Annotated in this window: 19 protein-coding genes; 8 read left to right on the top strand and 11 right to left on the bottom strand. The window is 67.4% G+C overall.

Annotated elements, in window-relative coordinates; genetic code table 11:
- Window positions 1–14 precede the first annotated feature (14 nt).
- Entirely contained in the window at window positions 15–2,624 is a 2,610-nt protein-coding gene (locus AAG092_RS14515) for an EAL domain-containing protein (protein ID WP_373387228.1), read from the top strand.
- A gap of 55 nt (window positions 2,625–2,679) precedes the next feature.
- Window positions 2,680–3,153, top strand: coding sequence for a YbaK/EbsC family protein (locus AAG092_RS14510; protein ID WP_373387227.1), 474 nt, complete (start codon window positions 2,680–2,682; stop codon window positions 3,151–3,153).
- A gap of 7 nt (window positions 3,154–3,160) precedes the next feature.
- Here AAG092_RS14510 and AAG092_RS14505 read toward each other — a convergent pair whose 3' ends face one another.
- The 6 genes from AAG092_RS14505 to mpl all read right to left on the bottom strand — a co-directional run bounded on the left by AAG092_RS14505 (window position 3,161) and on the right by mpl (window position 8,618).
- On the bottom strand, window positions 3,161–4,204 hold the full coding sequence (locus AAG092_RS14505) for a TRAP transporter substrate-binding protein (protein ID WP_373387226.1): 1,044 nt from the start codon (window positions 4,202–4,204) through the stop codon (window positions 3,161–3,163).
- 112 nt (window positions 4,205–4,316) lie between these two features.
- Window positions 4,317–5,642 carry a TRAP transporter large permease subunit gene (locus AAG092_RS14500; protein ID WP_373387225.1) on the bottom strand — a complete coding sequence of 442 codons (1,326 nt, stop codon included), beginning with the start codon at window positions 5,640–5,642 and terminating at the stop codon, window positions 4,317–4,319.
- Window positions 5,639–6,148: a TRAP transporter small permease subunit gene (locus AAG092_RS14495; RefSeq protein WP_110683951.1), complete on the bottom strand. Its 510-nt coding sequence runs from the start codon at window positions 6,146–6,148 to the stop codon at window positions 5,639–5,641. The genes AAG092_RS14500 and AAG092_RS14495 overlap by 4 nt, the downstream gene beginning before the upstream one ends.
- A gap of 131 nt (window positions 6,149–6,279) precedes the next feature.
- The gene (locus AAG092_RS14490) at window positions 6,280–6,567 is read right to left on the bottom strand and encodes a YceK/YidQ family lipoprotein (RefSeq protein ID WP_373387224.1); all 288 of its coding nucleotides are present in this window, start codon (window positions 6,565–6,567) and stop codon (window positions 6,280–6,282) included.
- Complete coding sequence (ubiX, locus tag AAG092_RS14485) at window positions 6,560–7,189, bottom strand: flavin prenyltransferase UbiX (protein ID WP_373387223.1); 630 nt, start codon at window positions 7,187–7,189, stop codon at window positions 6,560–6,562. The genes AAG092_RS14490 and ubiX overlap by 8 nt, the downstream gene beginning before the upstream one ends.
- A 76-nt stretch (window positions 7,190–7,265) precedes the next feature.
- Window positions 7,266–8,618 carry a UDP-N-acetylmuramate:L-alanyl-gamma-D-glutamyl-meso-diaminopimelate ligase gene (mpl, locus tag AAG092_RS14480; RefSeq protein WP_373387222.1) on the bottom strand — a complete coding sequence of 451 codons (1,353 nt, stop codon included), beginning with the start codon at window positions 8,616–8,618 and terminating at the stop codon, window positions 7,266–7,268.
- 200 nt (window positions 8,619–8,818) lie between these two features.
- On the opposite strand from mpl, the gene AAG092_RS14475 reads away from it, so the two are divergent.
- The 6 genes from AAG092_RS14475 (at window position 8,819) to ppa (ending at window position 15,007) form a co-directional block, all read left to right on the top strand.
- Window positions 8,819–10,186 (top strand): glutamine synthetase family protein, encoded by a 1,368-nt coding sequence (locus tag AAG092_RS14475; RefSeq protein WP_373387221.1) that lies wholly within the window; start codon window positions 8,819–8,821, stop codon window positions 10,184–10,186.
- 42 nt (window positions 10,187–10,228) lie between these two features.
- Window positions 10,229–11,617 carry an aldehyde dehydrogenase family protein gene (locus AAG092_RS14470; RefSeq protein ID WP_373387220.1) on the top strand — a complete coding sequence of 463 codons (1,389 nt, stop codon included), beginning with the start codon at window positions 10,229–10,231 and terminating at the stop codon, window positions 11,615–11,617.
- Window positions 11,618–11,749: 132 nt separating this feature from the next.
- Window positions 11,750–12,910 (top strand): iron-containing alcohol dehydrogenase, encoded by a 1,161-nt coding sequence (locus AAG092_RS14465; protein ID WP_373387219.1) that lies wholly within the window; start codon window positions 11,750–11,752, stop codon window positions 12,908–12,910.
- 170 nt (window positions 12,911–13,080) lie between these two features.
- Window positions 13,081–13,533, top strand: coding sequence for an N-acetyltransferase (locus AAG092_RS14460; RefSeq protein WP_110683958.1), 453 nt, complete (start codon window positions 13,081–13,083; stop codon window positions 13,531–13,533).
- A 49-nt stretch (window positions 13,534–13,582) separates the two neighbouring features.
- A complete protein-coding gene (locus AAG092_RS14455; protein ID WP_373387218.1) occupies window positions 13,583–14,401 on the top strand; it encodes a zinc-dependent peptidase in 819 nt (272 codons plus the stop codon).
- 78 nt (window positions 14,402–14,479) lie between these two features.
- Complete coding sequence (gene ppa / locus AAG092_RS14450; protein WP_110683960.1) at window positions 14,480–15,007, top strand: inorganic diphosphatase; 528 nt, start codon at window positions 14,480–14,482, stop codon at window positions 15,005–15,007.
- 120 nt (window positions 15,008–15,127) lie between these two features.
- Here the strand turns inward: ppa and AAG092_RS14445 are convergent, their stop codons facing one another.
- From AAG092_RS14445 to hflK, 5 genes are all read right to left on the bottom strand, one after another.
- A complete protein-coding gene (locus tag AAG092_RS14445; protein ID WP_373387217.1) occupies window positions 15,128–16,423 on the bottom strand; it encodes an adenylosuccinate synthase in 1,296 nt (431 codons plus the stop codon).
- Between the two features lie 55 nt (window positions 16,424–16,478).
- Entirely contained in the window at window positions 16,479–17,666 is a 1,188-nt protein-coding gene (locus AAG092_RS14440) for an ATP phosphoribosyltransferase regulatory subunit (protein ID WP_373387216.1), read from the bottom strand.
- A gap of 34 nt (window positions 17,667–17,700) precedes the next feature.
- The gene (locus AAG092_RS14435; protein ID WP_373387215.1) at window positions 17,701–17,886 is read right to left on the bottom strand and encodes a DUF2065 domain-containing protein; all 186 of its coding nucleotides are present in this window, start codon (window positions 17,884–17,886) and stop codon (window positions 17,701–17,703) included.
- 110 nt (window positions 17,887–17,996) lie between these two features.
- Window positions 17,997–18,866, bottom strand: a complete 870-nt coding sequence (gene hflC / locus AAG092_RS14430) for a protease modulator HflC (RefSeq protein ID WP_110680729.1) — start codon at window positions 18,864–18,866, stop codon at window positions 17,997–17,999.
- The gene (gene hflK / locus AAG092_RS14425) at window positions 18,866–20,014 is read right to left on the bottom strand and encodes an FtsH protease activity modulator HflK (protein WP_373387214.1); all 1,149 of its coding nucleotides are present in this window, start codon (window positions 20,012–20,014) and stop codon (window positions 18,866–18,868) included. The genes hflC and hflK overlap by 1 nt, the downstream gene beginning before the upstream one ends.
- Between the last annotated feature and the right edge of the window lie 57 nt (window positions 20,015–20,071).

Below are 20,071 nucleotides of genomic sequence, written 5' to 3'. Positions count from 1 at the left end.
CCCTCATGGAAGTCATGGCCAGGATGACAGCCTCGCGCCTCACTCCACGCTCCCTGCGGCGCGCGCTGCTGCCGTGCTTGCTGCTGGCCGCCTGGCCGCTTCTGGGCGAAGCCTCGCATGCGGTGAAAGTCGGCACCTATGCCAACGAGCCCAAGCTGCTGGCCGAGGACGGGCGTCTGAGCGGCATCTTCGGCGACCTGCTCGGCGAGATCGCCAGCCGCGAGGACTGGCGCCTGATCGCCGTGCCCTGCGAATGGCAACGCTGCCTGGAACTGGCCCGCGACGGCCAGATCGACCTGCTGCCCGACGTGGCCTGGAACGAGGAGCGCGCCACCTACCTGGACTTCCACCAGACCCCTGCCCTGTTCAGCTGGTCGCAGCTGTACAGCCGCAGCGACCTGCGCCTGGACTCCATCCTCGACCTCAAGGAGCGCCGCCTGGCCGTGCTGCGCGGCTCGGTGCAGGAGACGTACCTGCGCAACCTGCTCGACAGTTTCGGCCTGCAGGCCAGCCTGCTGGCGGTGGACAGCCTGGAACAGGGCTTTCGCCTGGTCGCCAGGGGTGACGCCGATGCGGCGGTGGCCAACCAGCGCTTCGGCGACTACCACGCCGAGCGCTTCGGCCTGCGCGACACGCCGATCGTGTTCCAGCCGGCCCGGCTGTTCTTCGCCACCCGCAAGGGCGGCAACGCCGAGCTGCTGGCCAGCATCGACCGCCACCTGCAGGACTGGCAGGCCCAGCAGGACTCGCCCTACTACCGCATCATCCAGCGCTGGGGCGGCCGGACGCCCGAACTGGCGATCCCGGCCAGCCTCTGGTGGGGCCTGGCGACCCTGGCCGGCCTGCTCCTGCTGGCCCTGGCCGGCGCCCTGCTGCTGCGCCGCAAGGTGGCCGAGCAGACCCGCCACCTGAGCAACAGCGAGCTGCGCCTGAACACCATCCTCGACAGCGTCGAGGCCTACATCTACATCAAGGACCCGCAGTTCCGTTACCAGTACGTCAACCACAAGGTCTGCGAACTGTTCGGCCGGCCGCGCGAGGACGTGCTGGGGCAGACCGACGAGGCCTTCTTCGACGCCACCACGGTGGCCAACCTGCGCAACAACGACCGGCGCGTGCTGCAGCAGGGCGAGCGGGTGCAGCTGGAGGAGGTCAACCGCAGCCGGGATGGCAGCTGCGAGCAGGCCTACCTCTCAGTGAAGCTGCCGCTGCGCCGCCCGGACGGCAGCATCTATGCCCTGTGCGGCATTTCCACCGACATCACCGAGCACAAGCGCAACCTGGAGCAGATCCACCAGCTGGCCTTCTACGACCCGCTCACCGGCCTGCCCAACCGCCGCCTGCTGCTCGAGCGCCTGCAACACGCCCTCGACCGCCACCAGCGCAGCCACCAGGAAGGCGCCCTGCTGTTCATCGACCTGGACAACTTCAAGAACCTCAACGACACCCTCGGCCATGCCATGGGTGATCGTTTCCTGCAGCAGGTGGCCCAGCGCCTGCGCAGCCAGGTACGGCAGGAAGACACCCTGGCGCGCCTCGGCGGCGACGAGTTCGTGCTGATGCTGGAAGACCTGTCGGCGCGCGGCAACGAGCTGTTCGCCGAGCTGGAGGCGGTAGCCGGCAAGCTGCTGGGCAGCCTGGCGCAACCCTACGAGCTGCAGGGGCAGTTGCACACCAGCACGGCCAGCATCGGCGTGACCCTGTTCTCCGACGCCCAGGGCACGGTGGAGGAGCTGCTCAAGCGCGCCGACCTAGCGATGTACCAGGCCAAGGCCGCCGGGCGCAACGCGGTGCGCTTCTTCGACCCGCAGATGCAGGCCGAGGCCCTGGCGCGCATGCGCCTGGAGAACGACCTGCGCCAGTGCCTGAACGATGGCCAGGGACTGCTGCTGCACTACCAGCCACAGGTGGATAGGCATGGCCGCCTGATCGGCGCCGAGGCCCTGGTGCGCTGGCAGCATCCGCAGCGCGGGCTGATCCCGCCCGGCGAGTTCATCCCGCTGGCGGAAAGCACCGACCTGATCTTCCCGCTCGGCCGCTGGATCCTGCGCGAGGCCTGCCGCCAGCTGGTGGCCTGGGCCGGCCACCCGCAACTCGGCCGCCTGCCCCTGGCGGTCAACGTCAGTGCCCGCCAGCTGCACCATCCGGAGTTCGCCGACGAGGTGCTGGTGATCCTCCAACAGAGCGGCGCAGACCCCAGCCGCCTGGAACTGGAGCTGACCGAGAGCCAGCTGGCGATGGACACCGAGGCGCTGATCCTGCGCATGAACGAGCTGCGCGCACGCGGCGTGAGCTTTTCCCTGGACGACTTCGGCACCGGCTACTCCTCGCTCGGCTACCTCAAGCGCCTGCCACTGTCGCGCCTGAAGATCGACCGCTGCTTCGTCCGCGACCTGCTCGAGGACGCCAACGACGCGGCCATCATCCGCACCATAGTGGCGCTGGGGCAGAGCCTAGAGCTGGAGGTGATCGCCGAGGGCGTGGAGAGCGCCGAGCAGCGCGAGGCACTGCTGAATGCAGGCTGCCAGCTGTTCCAGGGCTACCTGTTCGCCGCGCCCGGCCCGGCGCGCCTGCTGGAGCTGTGGCCCGTGCCACAGGGCGACGAGCGCGCCGCCGGCGCTTGACGACAGCAGCCGCGGCGACAAGGATGCGGCTTTTGCCGCCCTGGAAGTCAGTCGCATGAGTCTGCAATCGGTACGCGCCTTCTTCGCCGCCAAGGCTCCCGAAATCGCCATCATCGAGCTCGCCACCAGCACCGCCACGGTCGCCCTGGCCGCCGAAGCGCACGGCGTGGAGCCGGGGCAGATCGCCAAGACCCTGGCCTTTCGCGTGGGCGAGCGCGAACTGCTGGTGGTCGCCCGCGGCGATGCGCGCCTGGACAATCGCAAGCTGAAGGAAGCCTTCGGCAGCAAGGCCAAGATGCTCGATGCCGAGACGGTGGTGGCGCTGACCGGGCACCCGGTCGGCGGCGTCTGTCCCTTCGGCCTGGCCACGCCGCTGCCGGTGTACTGCGACCGCTCGCTGCTGGACTATGCCGAGGTGCTGCCGGCGGCCGGCGCCATCCATAGCGCCGTGCGCATCTGCCCGCGGCGCATGGCCGAGCTGGTCGGCGCCGAGTGGGTGGACGTCTGCCAGGCGCCGGTGCCGGCCTGACGCCGGCTCAGTAGCGGTAGGGCGGCCCCGCCTTGTCCATCAGCGCGTTGTACTGCTTGAAGATCTCCACCACCTTGGCACAGCGTGGGCTGGTCTTGGCGATCTCCTCCCAGAACTTGCGCGCCTCGTCTTCCACCGTCTTCCACTCCGCCGCAGGAATGGTGGTCAGCTTGAGCTTGTCGCCTTCGACCCGCAGCTTGGCCTCGCCGCCCCAGTACCAGTGCTGGCGGTAGTAGTGCGAGCTGTCCATGCACAGGCGGAACAGGTCCTTGAGCTTGTCCGGCACTTCCGCCCACTTCTCCGAGTTGGCGAAGTAGGAGCCGATCCAGGCACCGGAGATGTTGTTGGTGAGGAAGTACTTGGTGACGTTGGCCCAGCCCACCGTGTAGTCCTCGGTGATGCCGGACCAGGCGATGCCGTCCAGCTCGCCGGTCTGGATCGCCACCTCGACGTCTTCCCAGGGCAGGGTCACCGGGATCACCCCGAAGCGGGCGAGGAACTTGCCGGCGGTGGGGAAGGTGAACACCCGCTTGCCCTTGAGGTCGGCCAGCGAGTTGATCGGCTCGACCGTAGCGAAGTGGCAGGGGTCCCAGGCACCGGCGCCGAGCCAGGTCACGCCCTTGACCTCGCCGTAGGCCTCCTCCCAGATCTGCCGCAGGCCGAACTGCTCGAACAGCACCGGCACGTCCAGGCTGTAGCGGGTGGCGAAGGGGAAGTAGCCGCCGAACACGGCCACGTCGACCGGCGCAGCGATCGAGTCGTCGTCGCTCTGTACCGCGTCGATGGTGCCCTTCTGCATGGCGCGGAACAGCTCGCCGGTGGGCACCAGCTGGTCGGCGAAATACAGCTGGATCTCCATCTGCCCCTCGGCCACCTTGTTGAAGGCCTCGATCGAAGGCTTGATCACGTGCTCGGCCAGCGCCGGGCCGGCGTAGGTCTGCAGGCGCCAGGTGATCTTCTTCGGCTCCGCGGCATAGATGTGCGCCGAGCCCAGGGCTGCAGTGCCGCCGGCCAGCGCCGCGCCCTGCAGGAACTTGCGTCTCGTACTCATGCTGTCGTCTCCAAGCGTTGAATGGAGCCGCACCATTGCGTCTCCCCTCTCTCCCAGACCGGCGCTCGCACAACAGACACTCCCGGGACGCCGCCCTGAAATCCAATTTGCCTCAGCCGCCGTAGTGCCACTGCGGCAGCCACAGGGCGATCTGCGGATAGATCATCACCAGGGCCAGGGTCAGCGCCATGATCGCCACGAAGGGCGTGACCGAGCGGTAGATGTCGCCCAGGCTCACCTCGGGCGGGGCCATGGCGCGCATCAGGAACAGGTTGTAGCCGAACGGCGGGGTCATGTAGGCCATCTGGCAGGTGATGGTGTAGAGCACGCCGTACCACACCAGGTCGAAGCCCAGGCTGCCCACCAGCGGCACGTAGAGCGGCGCGACGATTACCAGCATGGCGGTGTCGTCGAGGAACATGCCCATGAGGATGAACGACAGCTGCATCAGGATGAGGATTTCCCAGGGCCCCAGGCCCAGCTCGCCGACGAAGAAGCCCTCGATCGCCTTGACCGCGCCGAGGCCGTCGAACACGGCGCCGAAGCACAGCGCGGCGAGGATGATCCACATGAACATGCAGGTGATGCCGAGCGTCTTGCGCAGGGTCTCCTCCATCACCTTGCGCGTCAGCCGACCCTGCACCAGCGCCGCCAGGGTAGCGGCCAGGGCGCCGACCGCCGAGCTTTCCACCAGGCTGGTGATGCCGAGCATGAACAGCCCGGTCATGGACACGAAGATGAACAGCGGCAGCAGCCCCGCACGCAGCAGGCGCAGCTTCTCGCCCAGGCTGATCTCGGCGCGCTCCTGCGGGCTCAGCGGCGGCCCCATGTCCGGCTGCAGGCGGCAGCGCACGGCGATGTAGAGCACGAACAGGCCGGCCATCAGCAGGCCTGGCAGCACCCCGGCCAGCCACAGCTGGCCCACCGGCTGGCGGGCGATCATGCCGTACAGCACCAGCACCACGCTGGGCGGGATGAGGATGCCCAGCGAGCTGCCGGCCTGGATCACTCCGGTGACCATGATCTTGTCGTAGCCACGGCGCAGCAGTTCGGGCAGGGCGATGGTCGCGCCGATGGCCATGCCGGCCACGCTCAGCCCGTTCATCGCCGAGATCAGCACCATCAGGGCGATGGTGCCGATGGCCAGGCCACCGTGCAGCGGTCCCATCCACACGTGGAACATGCGGTACAGGTCGTCCGCCACGCCCGACTCGGAGAGCATGTAGCCCATGAACACGAACATCGGCAGGGTCAGCAGCGGGTACCACTTCATCAGCTTCATCGCCGCGCTGAACGGCAGCTCGACGCCGCCGTCGCCCCACAGCAGCAGGGCCGCGGCGGCGGCGACGAAGCCGATGGCGCCGAACACCCGCTTGCCGGTGAGCAGCAGGAGCATCATCGAGGAGAACATCAGCAGGGCGATCAGCTCGTAGCTCATTCCAGGCGCTCCCCGCGGATGATCGCCACGTCCTTGAAGAACATGGCGATGGCCTGCAGCAACATCAGGGCGATGCCGATCACCATCAGCACCTTGATCGGCGCCATGCGCGGCGACCAGGAGGAGTAGCTGGTCTCGTCGTACTCGATGGCGTACTGGGTGGAGGAGATGCCGCCGTACAGCAGCACGCCCAGGTAGAACAGCAGGAAGGCCACGGTCAGCACGTCCAGCCAGGCGCGGGTACGCGGCGACCAGCGGCCGTAGAGCAGGTCCATGCGCACATGGGCGTCGAGCTGCATGGAGTAGGCGCCGCCCAGCAGGAAGTAGGCGACCATGAGGAACTGGGCGGTTTCCAGGGTCCAGATCGCCGGCTCGAACAGCGCCTTGCTCAGCGACGAGTAGAGCAACACCCCCAGCATGACGAAAATCAGGTACATGGCGCAGCGCCCGATGAACCTGTTCATCCGGTCTACTGCACGCACATACGCTCGGATTGCCTTATGCATGTCCTTGCCTGCGAAGCCGACATTTTTTTCGTCAGCCTAGACGAGGATTGGCCGATGCCAACCCTCGCTGCGCAGAATTTGACCATCTGATCGACGGCGAAGGCTCTAGCGCCTGGGGCGCGCGGCGAAACTCAAAGGCCGCCGGAAACCCCGAGGCCGACCCCCAGCTCGGCGGCGATGGCGAAAGGCAGCAGCAGGGTATCGAGCAGGGCGCTGGCGGGCAGGTCGAGCCCGGCATACCTGGGCGCCTCGGCGCCGAAGCGCTGCACCGGGCAGCAGCCACCCTGCAGCGCGTACCAGTCCAGGCGCGTGCCGGAGTAGATGATCGGCGCACCGGGCTTGGCCGCGTCCAGGGTGCGTACGCTGGCGCAGCCGGACAGCAGCGCACCGGCCAGCAGCAGGAGCAGGGCCCTATTCATCGCTGAGCAGGTGGTGCTCGCCCCAGCGCGGCAGCATGTCCTGGGGGATGTTCAGGCAGTTGAGGATGCGCGCGACGACGAAGTCGACCAGGTCGTCCAGGGTCTGCGGCTGGTGATAGAAGCCCGGAGAGGCCGGCAGTATGGTGACGCCGAGGTTGGACAGCTTGAGCATGTTCTCCAGGTGGATGCTGGAGTACGGCGCCTCGCGCGGCACCAGGATCAGCTGGCGGCGCTCCTTGAGTACCACGTCGGCGGCGCGCTCGATCAGGTTGTTGCAGGCGCCGGTGGCGATGGCCGAGAGGGTGCCGGTCGAGCACGGCACCACCACCATGGCACTGGGCGCGCCGGAGCCGGAGGCCGGCGGGGCCATCCAGTCTTCCTTGCCGTACACGCGGATCTGCCCAGGCGCGGCGCCGGTGTATTCGCTGAGGAACTGCTGCATGGCCTGCGGCTTGGCCGGCAGGGTCACGTCGGTCTCGGTGGCCATCACCAGCTGCGCGGCCTTGGAGATCAGGAAGTGCACTTCGCGCTCTTCCTGCACCAGGCAGTCGAGCAGGCGCAGGCCGTACTGGGCGCCGGAGGCGCCGGTCATGGCCAGGGTGATGCGTTCGGGACCATTCATCGAAGTCTCCCTCTCGTCCGTAGCCCGGATGCAATCCGGAGGGGCCACCCGGATTTTCATCCGGGCTACACAGGCATTAATTGTCCAACGCCGCCGCCAGCTTGCCATGCAGGCCGCCGAAGCCGCCGTTGCTCATGATCACCACCTGGGTGCCGGGCGCAGCCACGGCCTTCACACCCTCGATGATGGCTTCCAGCGAGTCGCACACCTCGGTCGGCACCGTCGAGCCGGCCACGCTGGCCGCCAGGTCCCAGCCCAGGTTCGATGGCGCGTACCAGAACACCCGGTCGGCCTGCACCACGGAGTCGGCCAGGCCGTCGCGGTGGGCACCGAGCTTCATCGAATTGGAGCGCGGCTCGATCACCGCGATCACCTGCGCGGCGCCGACGCGCTTGCGCAGGCCGTCGAGGGTGGTAGCGATGGCCGTCGGGTGGTGGGCGAAGTCGTCGTAGAGGGTCACGCCCTGCACTTCCGCGACCTTTTCCATGCGCCGCTTGACGCTCTTGAAGCTCGACAGCCCGGCGATGCCCAGCTCCGGCACCACGCCGACATGCCGCGCCGCCGCCAGGCAGGCCAGGGCGTTGGCCACATTGTGCTGGCCGGTCAGTTCCCACTCGACCACGCCTTCGACCTTGCCGTCGAACACCACCTCGAAGCGCGAGCCGTCTTCGCTGAGCAGGCGCGCCTGCCACTGGCCACCGTCGCCGGTGGTCTGTACCGGGGTCCAGCAGCCCATCTTGATCACACGGACCAGGGCCTCTTCGGCCTGCGGATGGATGATCAGGCCCTCGCCCGGCACGGTGCGCACCAGGTGATGGAACTGCCGCTCGATGGCCGCCAGGTCCGGGAAGATGTCCGCGTGGTCGAACTCCAGGTTATTGAGGATGGCCGTGCGCGGACGGTAGTGGACGAACTTGCTGCGCTTGTCGAAGAAGGCGCTGTCGTATTCGTCGGCCTCGACCACGAAGAACGGCGTACCGCCCAGGCGCGCCGACACCCCGAAGTTCTGCGGCACGCCGCCGATGAGGAAGCCCGGGCTCATGCCGGCATGCTCCAACACCCAGGCCAGCATGCTGCTGGTAGTGGTCTTGCCGTGCGTACCGGCGGCGGCCAGCACCCAGCGCCCCTGCAGCACGTGGTCGGCCAGCCACTGCGGGCCGGACTCGTAGGGCAGGCCCTGGTTGAGCACGTACTCGACCGCCGGGTTGCCGCGGCTCAGGGCATTGCCGACCACCACCAGGTCCGGCGCCGGCTGCAGGTGGGCCGGGTCGTAGCCCTGCATCAGTTCGATGCCCTGGGCTTCGAGCTGGGTGCTCATGGGCGGGTAGACGTTGGCGTCGGAACCAGTGACGCGATGGCCAAGCTCCTTGGCCAGCACGGCCAGCGACCCCATGAAGGTGCCGCAGATGCCGAGGATGTGGATATGCATGGATGACCTCTGGATACCGGCCCGTGGACCGGGGCGAAATTGGCCGCAGGTTAGCACAGCGCAATCGGACTGAGGCCCCGTGCCGGCGGTTCCGGACGCTGCTGAAATTTCGTCTAGAGTCAAAGGCAGCCGGCCGTACCGGCCCGATTCCCGACAACAAGAACCAAGGACCACAGAAGGTCCGGATGGGAGTACTACGGATGACCGCCCCGCTCACCCTTGCCCGACTGCGCCAGCTGGCCGAAGCCGGCAGCGTCGACACCGTCCTGGCCTGCATGGTCGACATGCAGGGCCGTCTGATCGGCAAGCGCTTCCAGGTCGAGTTCTTCCTCGACAGCGCCCACGAGGAAACCCACGGCTGCGACTACCTGCTAGCCGACGACATCGACATGGAGCCGGTGCCCGGCTACGCCGCAGCCAGCTGGAAGCGCGGCTACGGCGATTTCGTGTTCAAGCCCGACCTCTCCACCATGCGCCTGGTGCCCTGGCTGGAAGGTACCGCCCTGGTGCTGTGCGACGTGCAGGACCACCACCACCAGGACCTGCCGCACAGCCCGCGCGGCATCCTCAAGCGGCAGATCGCCCGCCTCACCGAGCGCGGCTACCAGGGCATGTTCGCCTCCGAACTGGAGTTCTACCTGTTCGACCAGAGCTACGAGAGCATCCACGCCCAGCACTACCGCGAGCCGCGCACGGCCAACTACCACATCGAGGACTACGGCATCCTGCAGACCATCCGCGACGAGCCGGTGCTGCGCGCCATCCGCAAGCACCTGCAGGCGGCCGGCATCGCCGTGGAAAACTCCAAGGGCGAATGGGGTCCGGGCCAGGAAGAGATCAACGTGCGCTATGCCGACGCGCTGACCATGGCCGACAGCCACAGCATCATCAAGCACGCCTGCAAGGAGATCGCCCTGCTGCAGGGCAAGGCCATCACCTTCATGGCCAAGTGGAACTACAACCTGGCCGGCTCCAGCAGCCATATCCACAACTCGCTGTGGAGCCTGAAGGGCAACAAGCCGCTGTTCTTCAACGCCAAGGCCGAGTTCGGCATGTCCAAGCTGATGCGCCAGTGGGTGGCCGGCCAGCTCAAGTACGCCGGCGACATCACCTATTTCCTCGCCCCCTACATCAACTCCTACAAGCGCTTCCAGGCCGGCACCTTCGCCCCCACCCGCGCGGTGTGGAGCAACGACAATCGTACCGCGGGCTTTCGCCTGTGCGGCGAGGGCGGCAAGGGCATCCGCATCGAATGCCGCATCGGCGGTGCCGACCTCAACCCCTACCTGGCCTTCGCCGCGCTGATCGCCGCCGGCCTGGCCGGCATCGACGAACAGCTGGAGCTGCCGCCGCCCTTCTCCGGCGATGCCTACGAGCACGACGAGCTGCCCGAGGTGGCCAAGACCCTGCGAGGCGCCACCAGCGCCCTGGAGCAGTCGCACATGTTGCGTGCGGCCTTCGGCGACGAGGTGGTCGAGCACTACCTGCACACCGCGCGCTGGGAACAATCCGAATACGACCGCCGGGTGACCGACTGGGAACTGCGCCGCGGCTTCGAGCGCTACTGACCTTCCCTCGGGGGAGGGACGATCACAGGAGTCCTATCGAGCATGAACCATATCCGCCTGATCTCGCCGGTCGACGGCAGCCTCTACGCCGAGCGGGCCATCATCGGCAGCCACCAACTGGAACAGGTCCTGCACCAGGCCCAGGAAGCCCAGCGCGCCTGGCGCGAACTCTCCATCGCCCAGCGCGCCGGCTACTGCCTGAAGGCGGTGGAGGCCATGCTGGCGATGCAGGACGAGATAGTCCCCGAGCTGGCCTGGCAGATGGGCCGCCCGGTGCGCTTCGGCGCCGGCGAGCTGCGCGGCTTCGAGGAGCGCGCACGCTACATGATCGGCATCGCCGAGAGCGCCCTGGCCGATGTGCTGCCCGAGCCCCGTGAGGGTTTTCGCCGCTTCATCCGCCGCGAGCCACTGGGCACCGTGCTGGTCATCGCGCCGTGGAACTACCCCTACCTGACGGCAGTGAACGCCATCATCCCGGCACTGATGGCCGGCAACGCCGTGCTGCTCAAGCACGCCAGCCAGACCCTGCTGGTCGGCGAGCGCTTCGCCCAGGCCTTCGCCCGCGCCGACCTGCCGGACGGACTGTTCCACAACCTGGTGCTGGACCACGGCCAGACCGGCGCGCTGATCGCCTCCGGGCAGGTGCAGCAGGTCAACTTCACCGGCTCGGTGGAAGGCGGGCAGATGATGGAGAGCGCCGCCGCCGGCCACTTCATCGGCGTCGGCCTGGAGCTGGGCGGCAAGGACCCGGCCTACGTGCGCGCCGATGCCGACCTGGCCCACGCGGTGGAGAACCTGGTCGACGGCAGCTTCTTCAATTCCGGGCAGAGCTGCTGCGGCATCGAGCGCATCTACGTCGACCACAAGCTCTACCCGGCCTTCGTCGAAGGCTTCGTCGAACTGACTCGCCAGTACGTGCTGGGCAACCCGCTGGGCCAGGCCACCACCCTCGGCCCGCTGGTGCGCGCCCAAGCCGCCGAGTTCGTCCGCGGGCAGATCGCCCAGGCTACCGCCAAGGGCGCGCGGGCACTGATCGACGCGAAGAGCTTCGCCGCCGACGCCCCCGGCACGCCCTACATGGCGCCGCAGGTGCTGGTACAGGTCGACCACGAGATGGCAGTGATGCGCGAGGAAAGCTTCGGCCCGGTGGTCGGCATCATGCCGGTGGCCGGCGACGCCGAGGCCATCGCCCTGATGAACGACAGCCCCTATGGTCTCAGCGCGGCCATCTGGAGCAGCGATCTGGACGCCGCCGAGCGCCTCGGCGGCCAACTGGAGACCGGCACCGTGTTCATGAACCGCTGCGACTACCTCGACCCGGCCCTGGCCTGGACCGGGGTCAAGCACACCGGGCGCGGCGCCACCCTGTCGCGCCTGGGCTACGAGCACCTGACCCGGCCCAAGTCGTTCCATCTGCGCCACCAGCTCTGAGGTCATGGCGAGCGCCAGCAGCTGTCTGTAGGAGCGAGCTCCGCGAACAACGCCCCTGTAGCCCGGATGCAATCCGGGATGGCCCAGCCCCGGATTGCATCCGGGCTACCCAAACCCAACAAGGAGTGTGCCATGAGCAAGACCGCCAACTGGAACTACCCCACCTCGGTGCGCTTCGGCGCCGGGCGCATCAAGGAGCTGCCGGCGCTGTGCCAGAGCCTGGGCATGCAGCGCCCGCTGCTGGTCACCGATCGCGGCCTGGCCAGCGCACCGATCACCAGCGCCGCCCTCGACTCGCTCAAGGCCGCCGGCCTCGGCGCAGCGATCTTCAGCGATCTCAAGCCCAATCCGGTGGGCGCCAACCTCGACGCCGGCCTGGCCGCCTACCACGCCGGCAAGCACGACGGCGTGGTCGCCTTCGGCGGCGGCAGCGGCCTGGACATGGGCAAGCTGATCGCCTTCATGAGCGGCCAGGCGCGCCCGGTCTGGGACTATGAGGATGTCGGCGACTGGTGGACCCGCGCCGACCCGAAGGGCATCGCCCCGATCATCGCCGTGCCGACTACCGCCGGCACCGGCTCGGAAGTCGGCCGCGCCGGCATCCTCACCGACGAGCGCACCCACACCAAGCGCATCATCTTCCACCCGCAGATGATGCCGAAGATCGTCATCAGCGATCCCGAGCTGACCGTTGGCATGCCCGCCTGGGTCACCGCCGGCACCGGCATGGACGCCTTCTCGCACTGCCTGGAAGCCTACTGCGCGCCGGGCTTCCACCCGCTGGCCGACGGCATCGCGGTGGAGGGCATGCGCCTGGTGCAGCAATCGCTGATCCGCGCCGTGCGCCAGCCCGACGATCTCGATGCGCGCGCCGACATGCTGGCCGCCGCCGCCATGGGCGCCACCGCCTTCCAGAAGGGCCTGGGCGGCATGCACGCCCTGGCGCACCCGATCGGTGCGCTGTACGACACCCACCACGGCATGACCAACGCGGTGCTGATGCCCTACGTGCTGCAGTTCAACCGCGGCGTGATCGAGGAACGCATCACCCGCCTGGCGGCTTATCTCGGCCTGGCCAATCCCGGCTTCGCCAGCTTCCTCGACCTGGTCATGCGCCTGCGCGAGGACAGCGGCGTGCCGCATACCCTGGCCGGTCTCGGGGTGGATGACCAGCGCAGCGCGCAGATCGCCCAGATGGCCGTGGTCGACCCTTCCGCGGGCGGCAACCCCAGGCCACTGCAGGAAACCGACACCGCCGCGATCTTCAGTGCCGCCCTGCACGGCACCCTGTGACATCGCCAGACCCCGCCGCAGAGCGGCGGGCGCGGTGGACGGCGGGCGCCATGCAAAATCAAACGCTTGCTTGGATTGCGCTTTCCAGCCGGTTTGGGCAGCATCGAACTGACCGCTGGCACAGCATCTGCAGTGCCATCCACATCAGTCCACAGACGCCGAGGCCCGCCATGCGCATTGTCCAAGCCACCCTGGAGCACCTGGACCTGCTGACCCCGCTGTTCATCAAGTACCGCGAATTCTATGGCCAGCTGCCCTTCCCGGACTCGTCGCGCAAGTTCCTCGAGACCCGCATCAAGCGCAAGGAATCGGTGATCTACCTGGCCCTGGCGGACGACGAGGACAAGCTGCTCGGCTACTGCCAGCTGTTCCCCAGCTACTCCTCGCTGTCGCTCAAGCGCGTATGGATTCTCAACGACATCTATGTGGCCGAGGACGCCCGGCGCATGCTGGTCGCCGACCGCCTGCTGCAGACCGCCAAGCAGATGGCCAAGGAAACCAACGCCGTGCGCCTACGCGTGGCTACCAGCGTGGACAACGTGGTGGCGCAGAAGACCTACGAGTCCATCGGCTTCCGCGAAGACGAGAAATTCAAGAACTACACTCTGGAACTGGGCGACTGAGCGCCGTCGGGGCAGCCCCCCTGCCCCGGCCTGCTGCCGAGCATTCCGCATGTGGTCGTTCCGCGCCTGGCGCCGCCGGCGCATCCTCTCCCGTTCGCCCTACACCACCCAGCACTGGCAGGCGGTGCGCGCCCGTCTGCCGATCCTCGACGGCCTCGCCGAGGCCGAGGAGCAGCGCCTGTTCCAGCGCGCCGTGCTGTTCCTGCACTGCAAGCGCCTGACCAGCCTGCCCGGCATCGAGCTGGATGAAATTGATCGCCTGACTCTGGCCGCCCAGGCCGAGCTGCCGCTGCTGCACCTGGCCGATCTGGACTGGTACCAGGGCTTCCACGAGATCGTCCTGTACCCGGACGACTTCGTCAGCCCGCAGCGCCATCGCGATGCCGCCGGCGTCGAGCACGAGTGGGACGACGAGCGCAGCGGCGAGGCCTGGCAGCAGGGCCCGGTGATCCTCGCCTGGCCCGGCGTGCAGAGCAGTGGCGGCTGGGATGCCTACAACCTGGTGATCCACGAGCTGGCGCACAAGCTGGACATGCTCAATGGCGACGCCAACGGCCTGCCGCCGCTGCACCGCGACATGCGCATCCAGGACTGGGCCACCGCCATGCAGGCGGCCTACGATGGCCTCAACGCCATCCTCGACGCCGACCCCGAGGCCGAGACCGCCATCGACCCCTATGCCGCCGAGAACCCGGCGGAATTCTTCGCCGTCACCAGCGAATACTTCTTCACCGCCCCGGACCTGCTGGCCGCAGCCTTCCCGGCCGTCTATCAGCAGCTGCAGGTCTTCTACCGCCAGGACCCGCTGGCACGCCTGCGGGCCCTGCAGCAAAACCACCCTGATTACCGCGACACGACCAACGGATAATCGACCAGGCATAGTAACGCCTGGGGAATGTGCCTATAATCCGCCCACTTTTTTTGGCCCACCCCAGGGGAGTCGCCCATGAGCTACAGCAAAGTTCCGGCCGGCAAAGACGTGCCGAACGACATCTACGTCGCCATCGAGATTCCGGCCAACCACGCGCCGATCAAGTACGAAATCGATCACGACACCGACTGCCTATTCGTCGATCGCTTCATGGCCACCCCGATGTTCTACCCGGCCAACTACGGCTTCATCCCGCACACCCTGGCCGACGACGGCGACCCCCTCGACGTGCTGGTCGTGACCCCCTACCCGGTCGCCCCGGGTTCGGTCATCCGCTGCCGCCCGGTCGGCGTGCTGAACATGAGCGACGAAGCCGGCGGCGACGCCAAGCTGGTCGCCGTGCCGCACGACAAGCTGAGCGTGCTGTACAAGGACGTGCAGGAATACACCGACCTGCCGGCCCTGCTGCTGGAGCAGATCAAGCACTTCTTCGAGAACTACAAGGATCTGGAGAAGGGCAAGTGGGTCAAGGTCGAAGGCTGGGCAGGCGCCGACGCCGCTCGCCAAATGATTCTGAAGGCGGTAGCGGCATACCAGAAGTAAGCCAACACCACCCCCTGAAGGCCGGCCACAAGCCGGCCTTTTTATTGCCTGCGATTTGCCCCGCAGAAATCGTGCCCACAAAAAAGGCCGCTCGAGGCGGCCTTTTCCGTTACGGCAGGATCAGGCGAACGGATGGCGCAGGACGATGGTCTCGTTGCGGTCCGGGCCGGTGGAGATGATGTCGATCGGCGCAGCGACCAGCTCCTCCACGCGCTTGATGTAGGCGCGGGCGTTGGCCGGCAGCTCTTCCAGGGTCTTGGCGCCCAGGGTCGACTCGCTCCAGCCAGGCATTTCCTCGTACACCGGCTGCAGGCCGATGTAGCTGTCGGCGTCGGTCGGCGCGTCGACCAGCAGCTTGCCGGCGGCGTCCTTGTAGCCGGTGCAGATGCGGATGGTATCCAGGCCGTCGAGTACGTCCAGCTTGGTCAGGCACAGGCCGGAGATGCTGTTGATCTCGATGGCGCGGCGCAGGATCACGGCGTCAAACCAGCCGCAGCGACGGGCGCGACCGGTAGTGGAGCCGAACTCGTGGCCGCGCTTGGCCAGGAAGGCGCCGGTCTCGTCGAACAGCTCGGTGGGGAACGGGCCGGAGCCGACGCGGGTGGTGTAGGCCTTGGTGATGCCGAGGATGTAGTCCAGGTACAGCGGGCCGAAACCGGAACCGGTGGCGGTACCGCCGGCGGTGGTGTTGGAGCTGGTGACGTAGGGGTAGGTGCCGTGGTCGATGTCCAGCAGCGAGCCCTGGGCGCCCTCGAACATGATGTCCTTGTCGGCGCGCCGCAGCTCGTGCAGCTCGGCGGTGACGTCGGTCATCATCGGGCGCAGCTGCTCGGCGTAGGCCATGCACTCGTCCAGGGTGGCCTGGAAGTCGATGGCCGGCTCCTTGTAGTAATTGACCAGCACGAAGTTGTGGTAGTCCAGCAGCTCGCCCAGCTTGGAAGCGAAGCGCTCGCGATGGAACAGGTCGCCGATGCGCAGGCCGCGACGGGCCACCTTGTCTTCGTAGGCCGGGCCGATGCCGCGACCGGTGGTGCCGATCTTGGCGTCGCCACGGGCCTTCTCGCGGGCCTGGTCGAGGGCCACGTGGTAGGACAGGATCAGCGGGCAGGACGGGCTGATGCGCAGGCGCTCGCGCACCGGCACGCCCTTCTCTTCCAGCTTGGTGATCTCGCGCATCAGGGCGTCGGGGGCGACCACCACACCGTTGCCGATCAGGCAGCGCACGCCTTCGCGCAGGATGCCGGACGGGATCAGGTGCAGCACGGTCTTCTCGCCGTCGATGACCAGGGTATGGCCGGCGTTGTGGCCGCCCTGATAGCGCACTACCGCGGCGGCCTGCTCGGTCAGCAGGTCGACGATCTTGCCCTTGCCCTCATCACCCCACTGGGTGCCCAGGACCACGACATTCTTACCCATAACACTTGTCCTCTATTCGGAAGCTCGATGCCGGCCGCAGCCGGCGGAAAACTCGTCAGGACGCCAGCGGCGCCACTTGCCAACGTCCGTCGCGCAGCTGCAGCTGGCGGTCGCAGCCCGCCTCGCCCGCCGCGCTCACATCCTGTCCGGGCAGGGCCTGGACTACGCGCACCCCTTCACCACGCAGGCGCTGTACGGCCTGCCACAGGTACAGGTCGTGGTGATCCGGCGCCCACACACCGGCGGCCGGCGCCTCGACCTGCATGTCACCGAGGGTGACCAGGGTCTTCAGGTCGGTGGAAAAACCGGTGGCCGGACGCGCCCGGCCGAAATTGCCGCCGACGTCGTCGTAGCGGCCGCCCTGGGCGATGGACTGGCCGACGCCCGGCACGAAGGCGGCGAACACCACACCGGTGTGATAGTGATAGCCGCGCAGCTCGCCGAGGTCGAAGTACAGCGGCAGCTCGGGATAGCGCAGCTCCAGCTGGTCAGCGATAGCCACCAGCTGATCCAGCGCGGCATGTACTTCGACCGGCGCCTCGACCAGGGCCGCCTGGGCCAGGTCCAGCACCTCGCGGCCGCCGCACAGCTCGACCAGGGCGCGCAGCATGCTGGCTAGGTGCGGTTGCAGGGACTCGGTGAGGGCATCGACCTCATCCACCGCCTTGCGCTGCAGGGCGTCGAACAGCTGCTGCTCGGTCTCCCCGGACAGGCCAGCGGCACGGGCCAGGCCGCGATAGATGCCGACATGGCCGAGGTCCATGTGCACGTCCGGCACGCGGGCCAGGGCCAGGGTATCGAGCATCAGGCTGATGACTTCCACGTCGCTGGCCGGGCTGGCGTCGCCGTACAGCTCGGCGCCCAGCTGGATCGGGCTGCGCGAGGTGGCCAGGGCGCGCGGCTTGGCGTGCAGCACGCTGCCGGCATAGCACAGGCGGCTGGGGCCCTCACGACGCAGGGTGTGGGCATCCATCCGTGCCACCTGCGGGGTGATGTCGGCGCGGAAGCCCATTTGCCGGCCGGACAGCGGGTCGGTCACCTTGAAGGTGCGCAGGTCCAAGTCCTGGCCGGCACCGGTGAGCAGGGACTCGAGATATTCGATGTGCGGGGTGACGACGAACTCGTAGCCCCAACGCTGGAACAGATCCAGCACCTGGCGGCGTGCCGCCTCGATCAGTGCCGCTTCCGGCGGCAGTACTTCTTCGATGCCATCTGGCAGGAGCCAGCGGTCTACCGTTGCCATTTCGCCATTCCCCTCTCGGTACGGGCGGCAGCCTTCAGTGAAGCAGATACAGGAGGGCGGTCCCCAGCAGCATGCTGGCCAGCCCCATGAGGCGCAGCTGACGGTCGGGCAACTGTGCCAGTTGCGCGATCGCGCCGCGCCAACGCCGCGGATAGAGGAAGGGCAGGATGCCTTCCAGCACCAACATCAGACAAAAGGCGATGCCCAGTTCCTGCCACATGATTCCCGCAGACGCAAAAAAGCCGGGCATTTTCCCGGCTGACCCATGATAACACGTTTTCCCCGGAGGTCACCCCGACGCGGCCGAACGGCCGCGCCGGGATGCTGCCATCAGGGCTTGGACTGCTGCAGATAGCGGAAGAATTCGCTCTTCGGATCCAGCACCAGCACGTCGTTCTTGCTCGAGAAGCTGTCGCGGTAGGCGCCCAGGCTACGGTAGAAGGCGTAGAACTCGGCGTCCTGGCCATAGGCGGCCGCGTAGATCGAAGCCGCCTTGGCATCGCCGTCACCGCGAATCTCCTCGGCCTCGCGATAGGCTTCGGCAAGGATCACGCGCTTCTGCCGGTCGGCGTCGGCGCGAATACCCTCAGCCAGCTCGCGCCCCTTGGCACGGTGCTCGCGGGCCTCGCGCTCGCGCTCGGAGCTCATGCGGTCGAACACGCTGCGGTAGACCTCCTTCGGCAGGTCGATGGCCTTGACGCGCACGTCCACCACCTCGATGCCCAGCTCCTTCTGCGCCATGCCGTTGAGCGACTTGGTGATGGCCGCCATCAGCGCATCGCGCTCGCCGGACACCACCTCATGCAGGGTGCGGGTACCGAACTGGTTGGCCAGGGCGGTAATCAGGCGCTGCGACAGGCGGTCGTCGGCGATCTGGCGGATACCGGAAGTGGCGGTGTAATAGCGTTCGGCGTCAGCCACCCGCCACTTGGCGAAGGCATCGACCATCACCGCCTTCTTCTCCAGGGTGAGTACACGCTGGATCGGCGACTCCAGGGTCAGCAGGCGCGCGTCGAACTTGCGCACCTGGTTCATCACCGGCACCTTGAGGTGCAGGCCAGGCTTCACGTCGGCCACCTGGATCTTACCGAACTGCAGCAGTACGGCCTTTTCCGTCTCGTAGACGATGTACAGGCTATTCCACGCCACGATGGCGAAGAGCACGCCCCCGATCAGGGCAAACAGCGACTTGTTGCTCATCAGCGGCTCTCCCTAGAACGCAGATCGCCACGCTCGACAGTGTTGATGATGCGGGTAGCGGTCTCGCCGCTGGCGCTCGGGGCGCCCGACTGATTGCCGCCGGTGGCGCCACGGTTGTCGATCATCTTGTCCAGTGGCAGGTACAACAGGTTGTTCTGCCCTTCCTGGCCGGTCACCAGCACCTTGCTGGTATTGCTGAAGACCTGCTGCATGGTGTCCAGGTACAGGCGTTGGCGGGTGACCTCGGGCGCCTTGCGGTACTCGGTCACCAGCTTGCTGAAGCGATCGGCCTCACCCTGGGCGCGGGCCACCACCTCGTCGCGGTAGCCGTTGGCGTCCTCGATGATGCGCTGGGCCTGGCCGCGGGCCTCGGGCACCACGCCGTTGGCGTAGGTCTCGGCCTGGTTCTTCTCGCGCTGCTCGTCCTCGCGGGCACGAATCACGTCGTCGAAGGCATCCTTGACCTCGGCCGGAGCCGTGGCGCGCTGGATGTTGACCTGGGTGACGGTGATGCCGGTGCCGTAGTCGTCGAGGAAGCCCTGCAGGCGCTTGCTGACTTCCTGGCCCATCTGCTCGCGGCCGAGGGTGATCACCTCGTCCATCGAGGTGGAGCCGGCGACGTGGCGCAGGGCACTCTCGGTGGCATGCTGCAGGCTGACCTCGGGGGCATCGACGTTGAGCACGAAGTCCTTGAGGTTGCTGATCTTGTACTGCACGGTCAGCGGCACCTCGACGATGTTCTCGTCCTCGGTGAGCATCTGCCCTTCCTTGGAGAAGGAGCGCTCGCGGGTCACGTTCTCCTGGAACTTCTTCTCGAAGGGCGGGAAGTAGATGTTCAGACCCTGGCCGACAGTTTCCTGGTACTTGCCGAGGCGCAGGATCACCGCCTGCTCCTGGGCGTCGACGATGTACACCGCGTTCCACAGCCACACGGCCACCAGCAGCGCGGCACCGATGCCGAGCATGCCCCAGCCACCGCCCTGGCCATCACCATCGCGTTTCTTGCCGCCGCCGAAGATGCCGTTGAGGCTCTCCTGCAGTTTGCGGAAGGCTTCGTCGAGGTCCGGCGGGCCCTGGCGTCCACCGCCCTTGCGGCCGCCCCAGGGATCCTGGTTGTTCGAGTTGCCACCCGGCTCATTCCAAGCCATAGCGCTCTCCATCTGATAAAGCGAAGACGCGCCAACGGCGCGCCAGCCCATGCTACC

It is taken from the genome of Pseudomonas alcaligenes, from assembly GCF_041729615.1.
In the GTDB taxonomy this organism is placed as follows: Bacteria; Pseudomonadota; Gammaproteobacteria; order Pseudomonadales; family Pseudomonadaceae; genus Aquipseudomonas; species Aquipseudomonas alcaligenes_B.
This window is presented reverse-complemented; position numbering and strand designations above follow the sequence as displayed.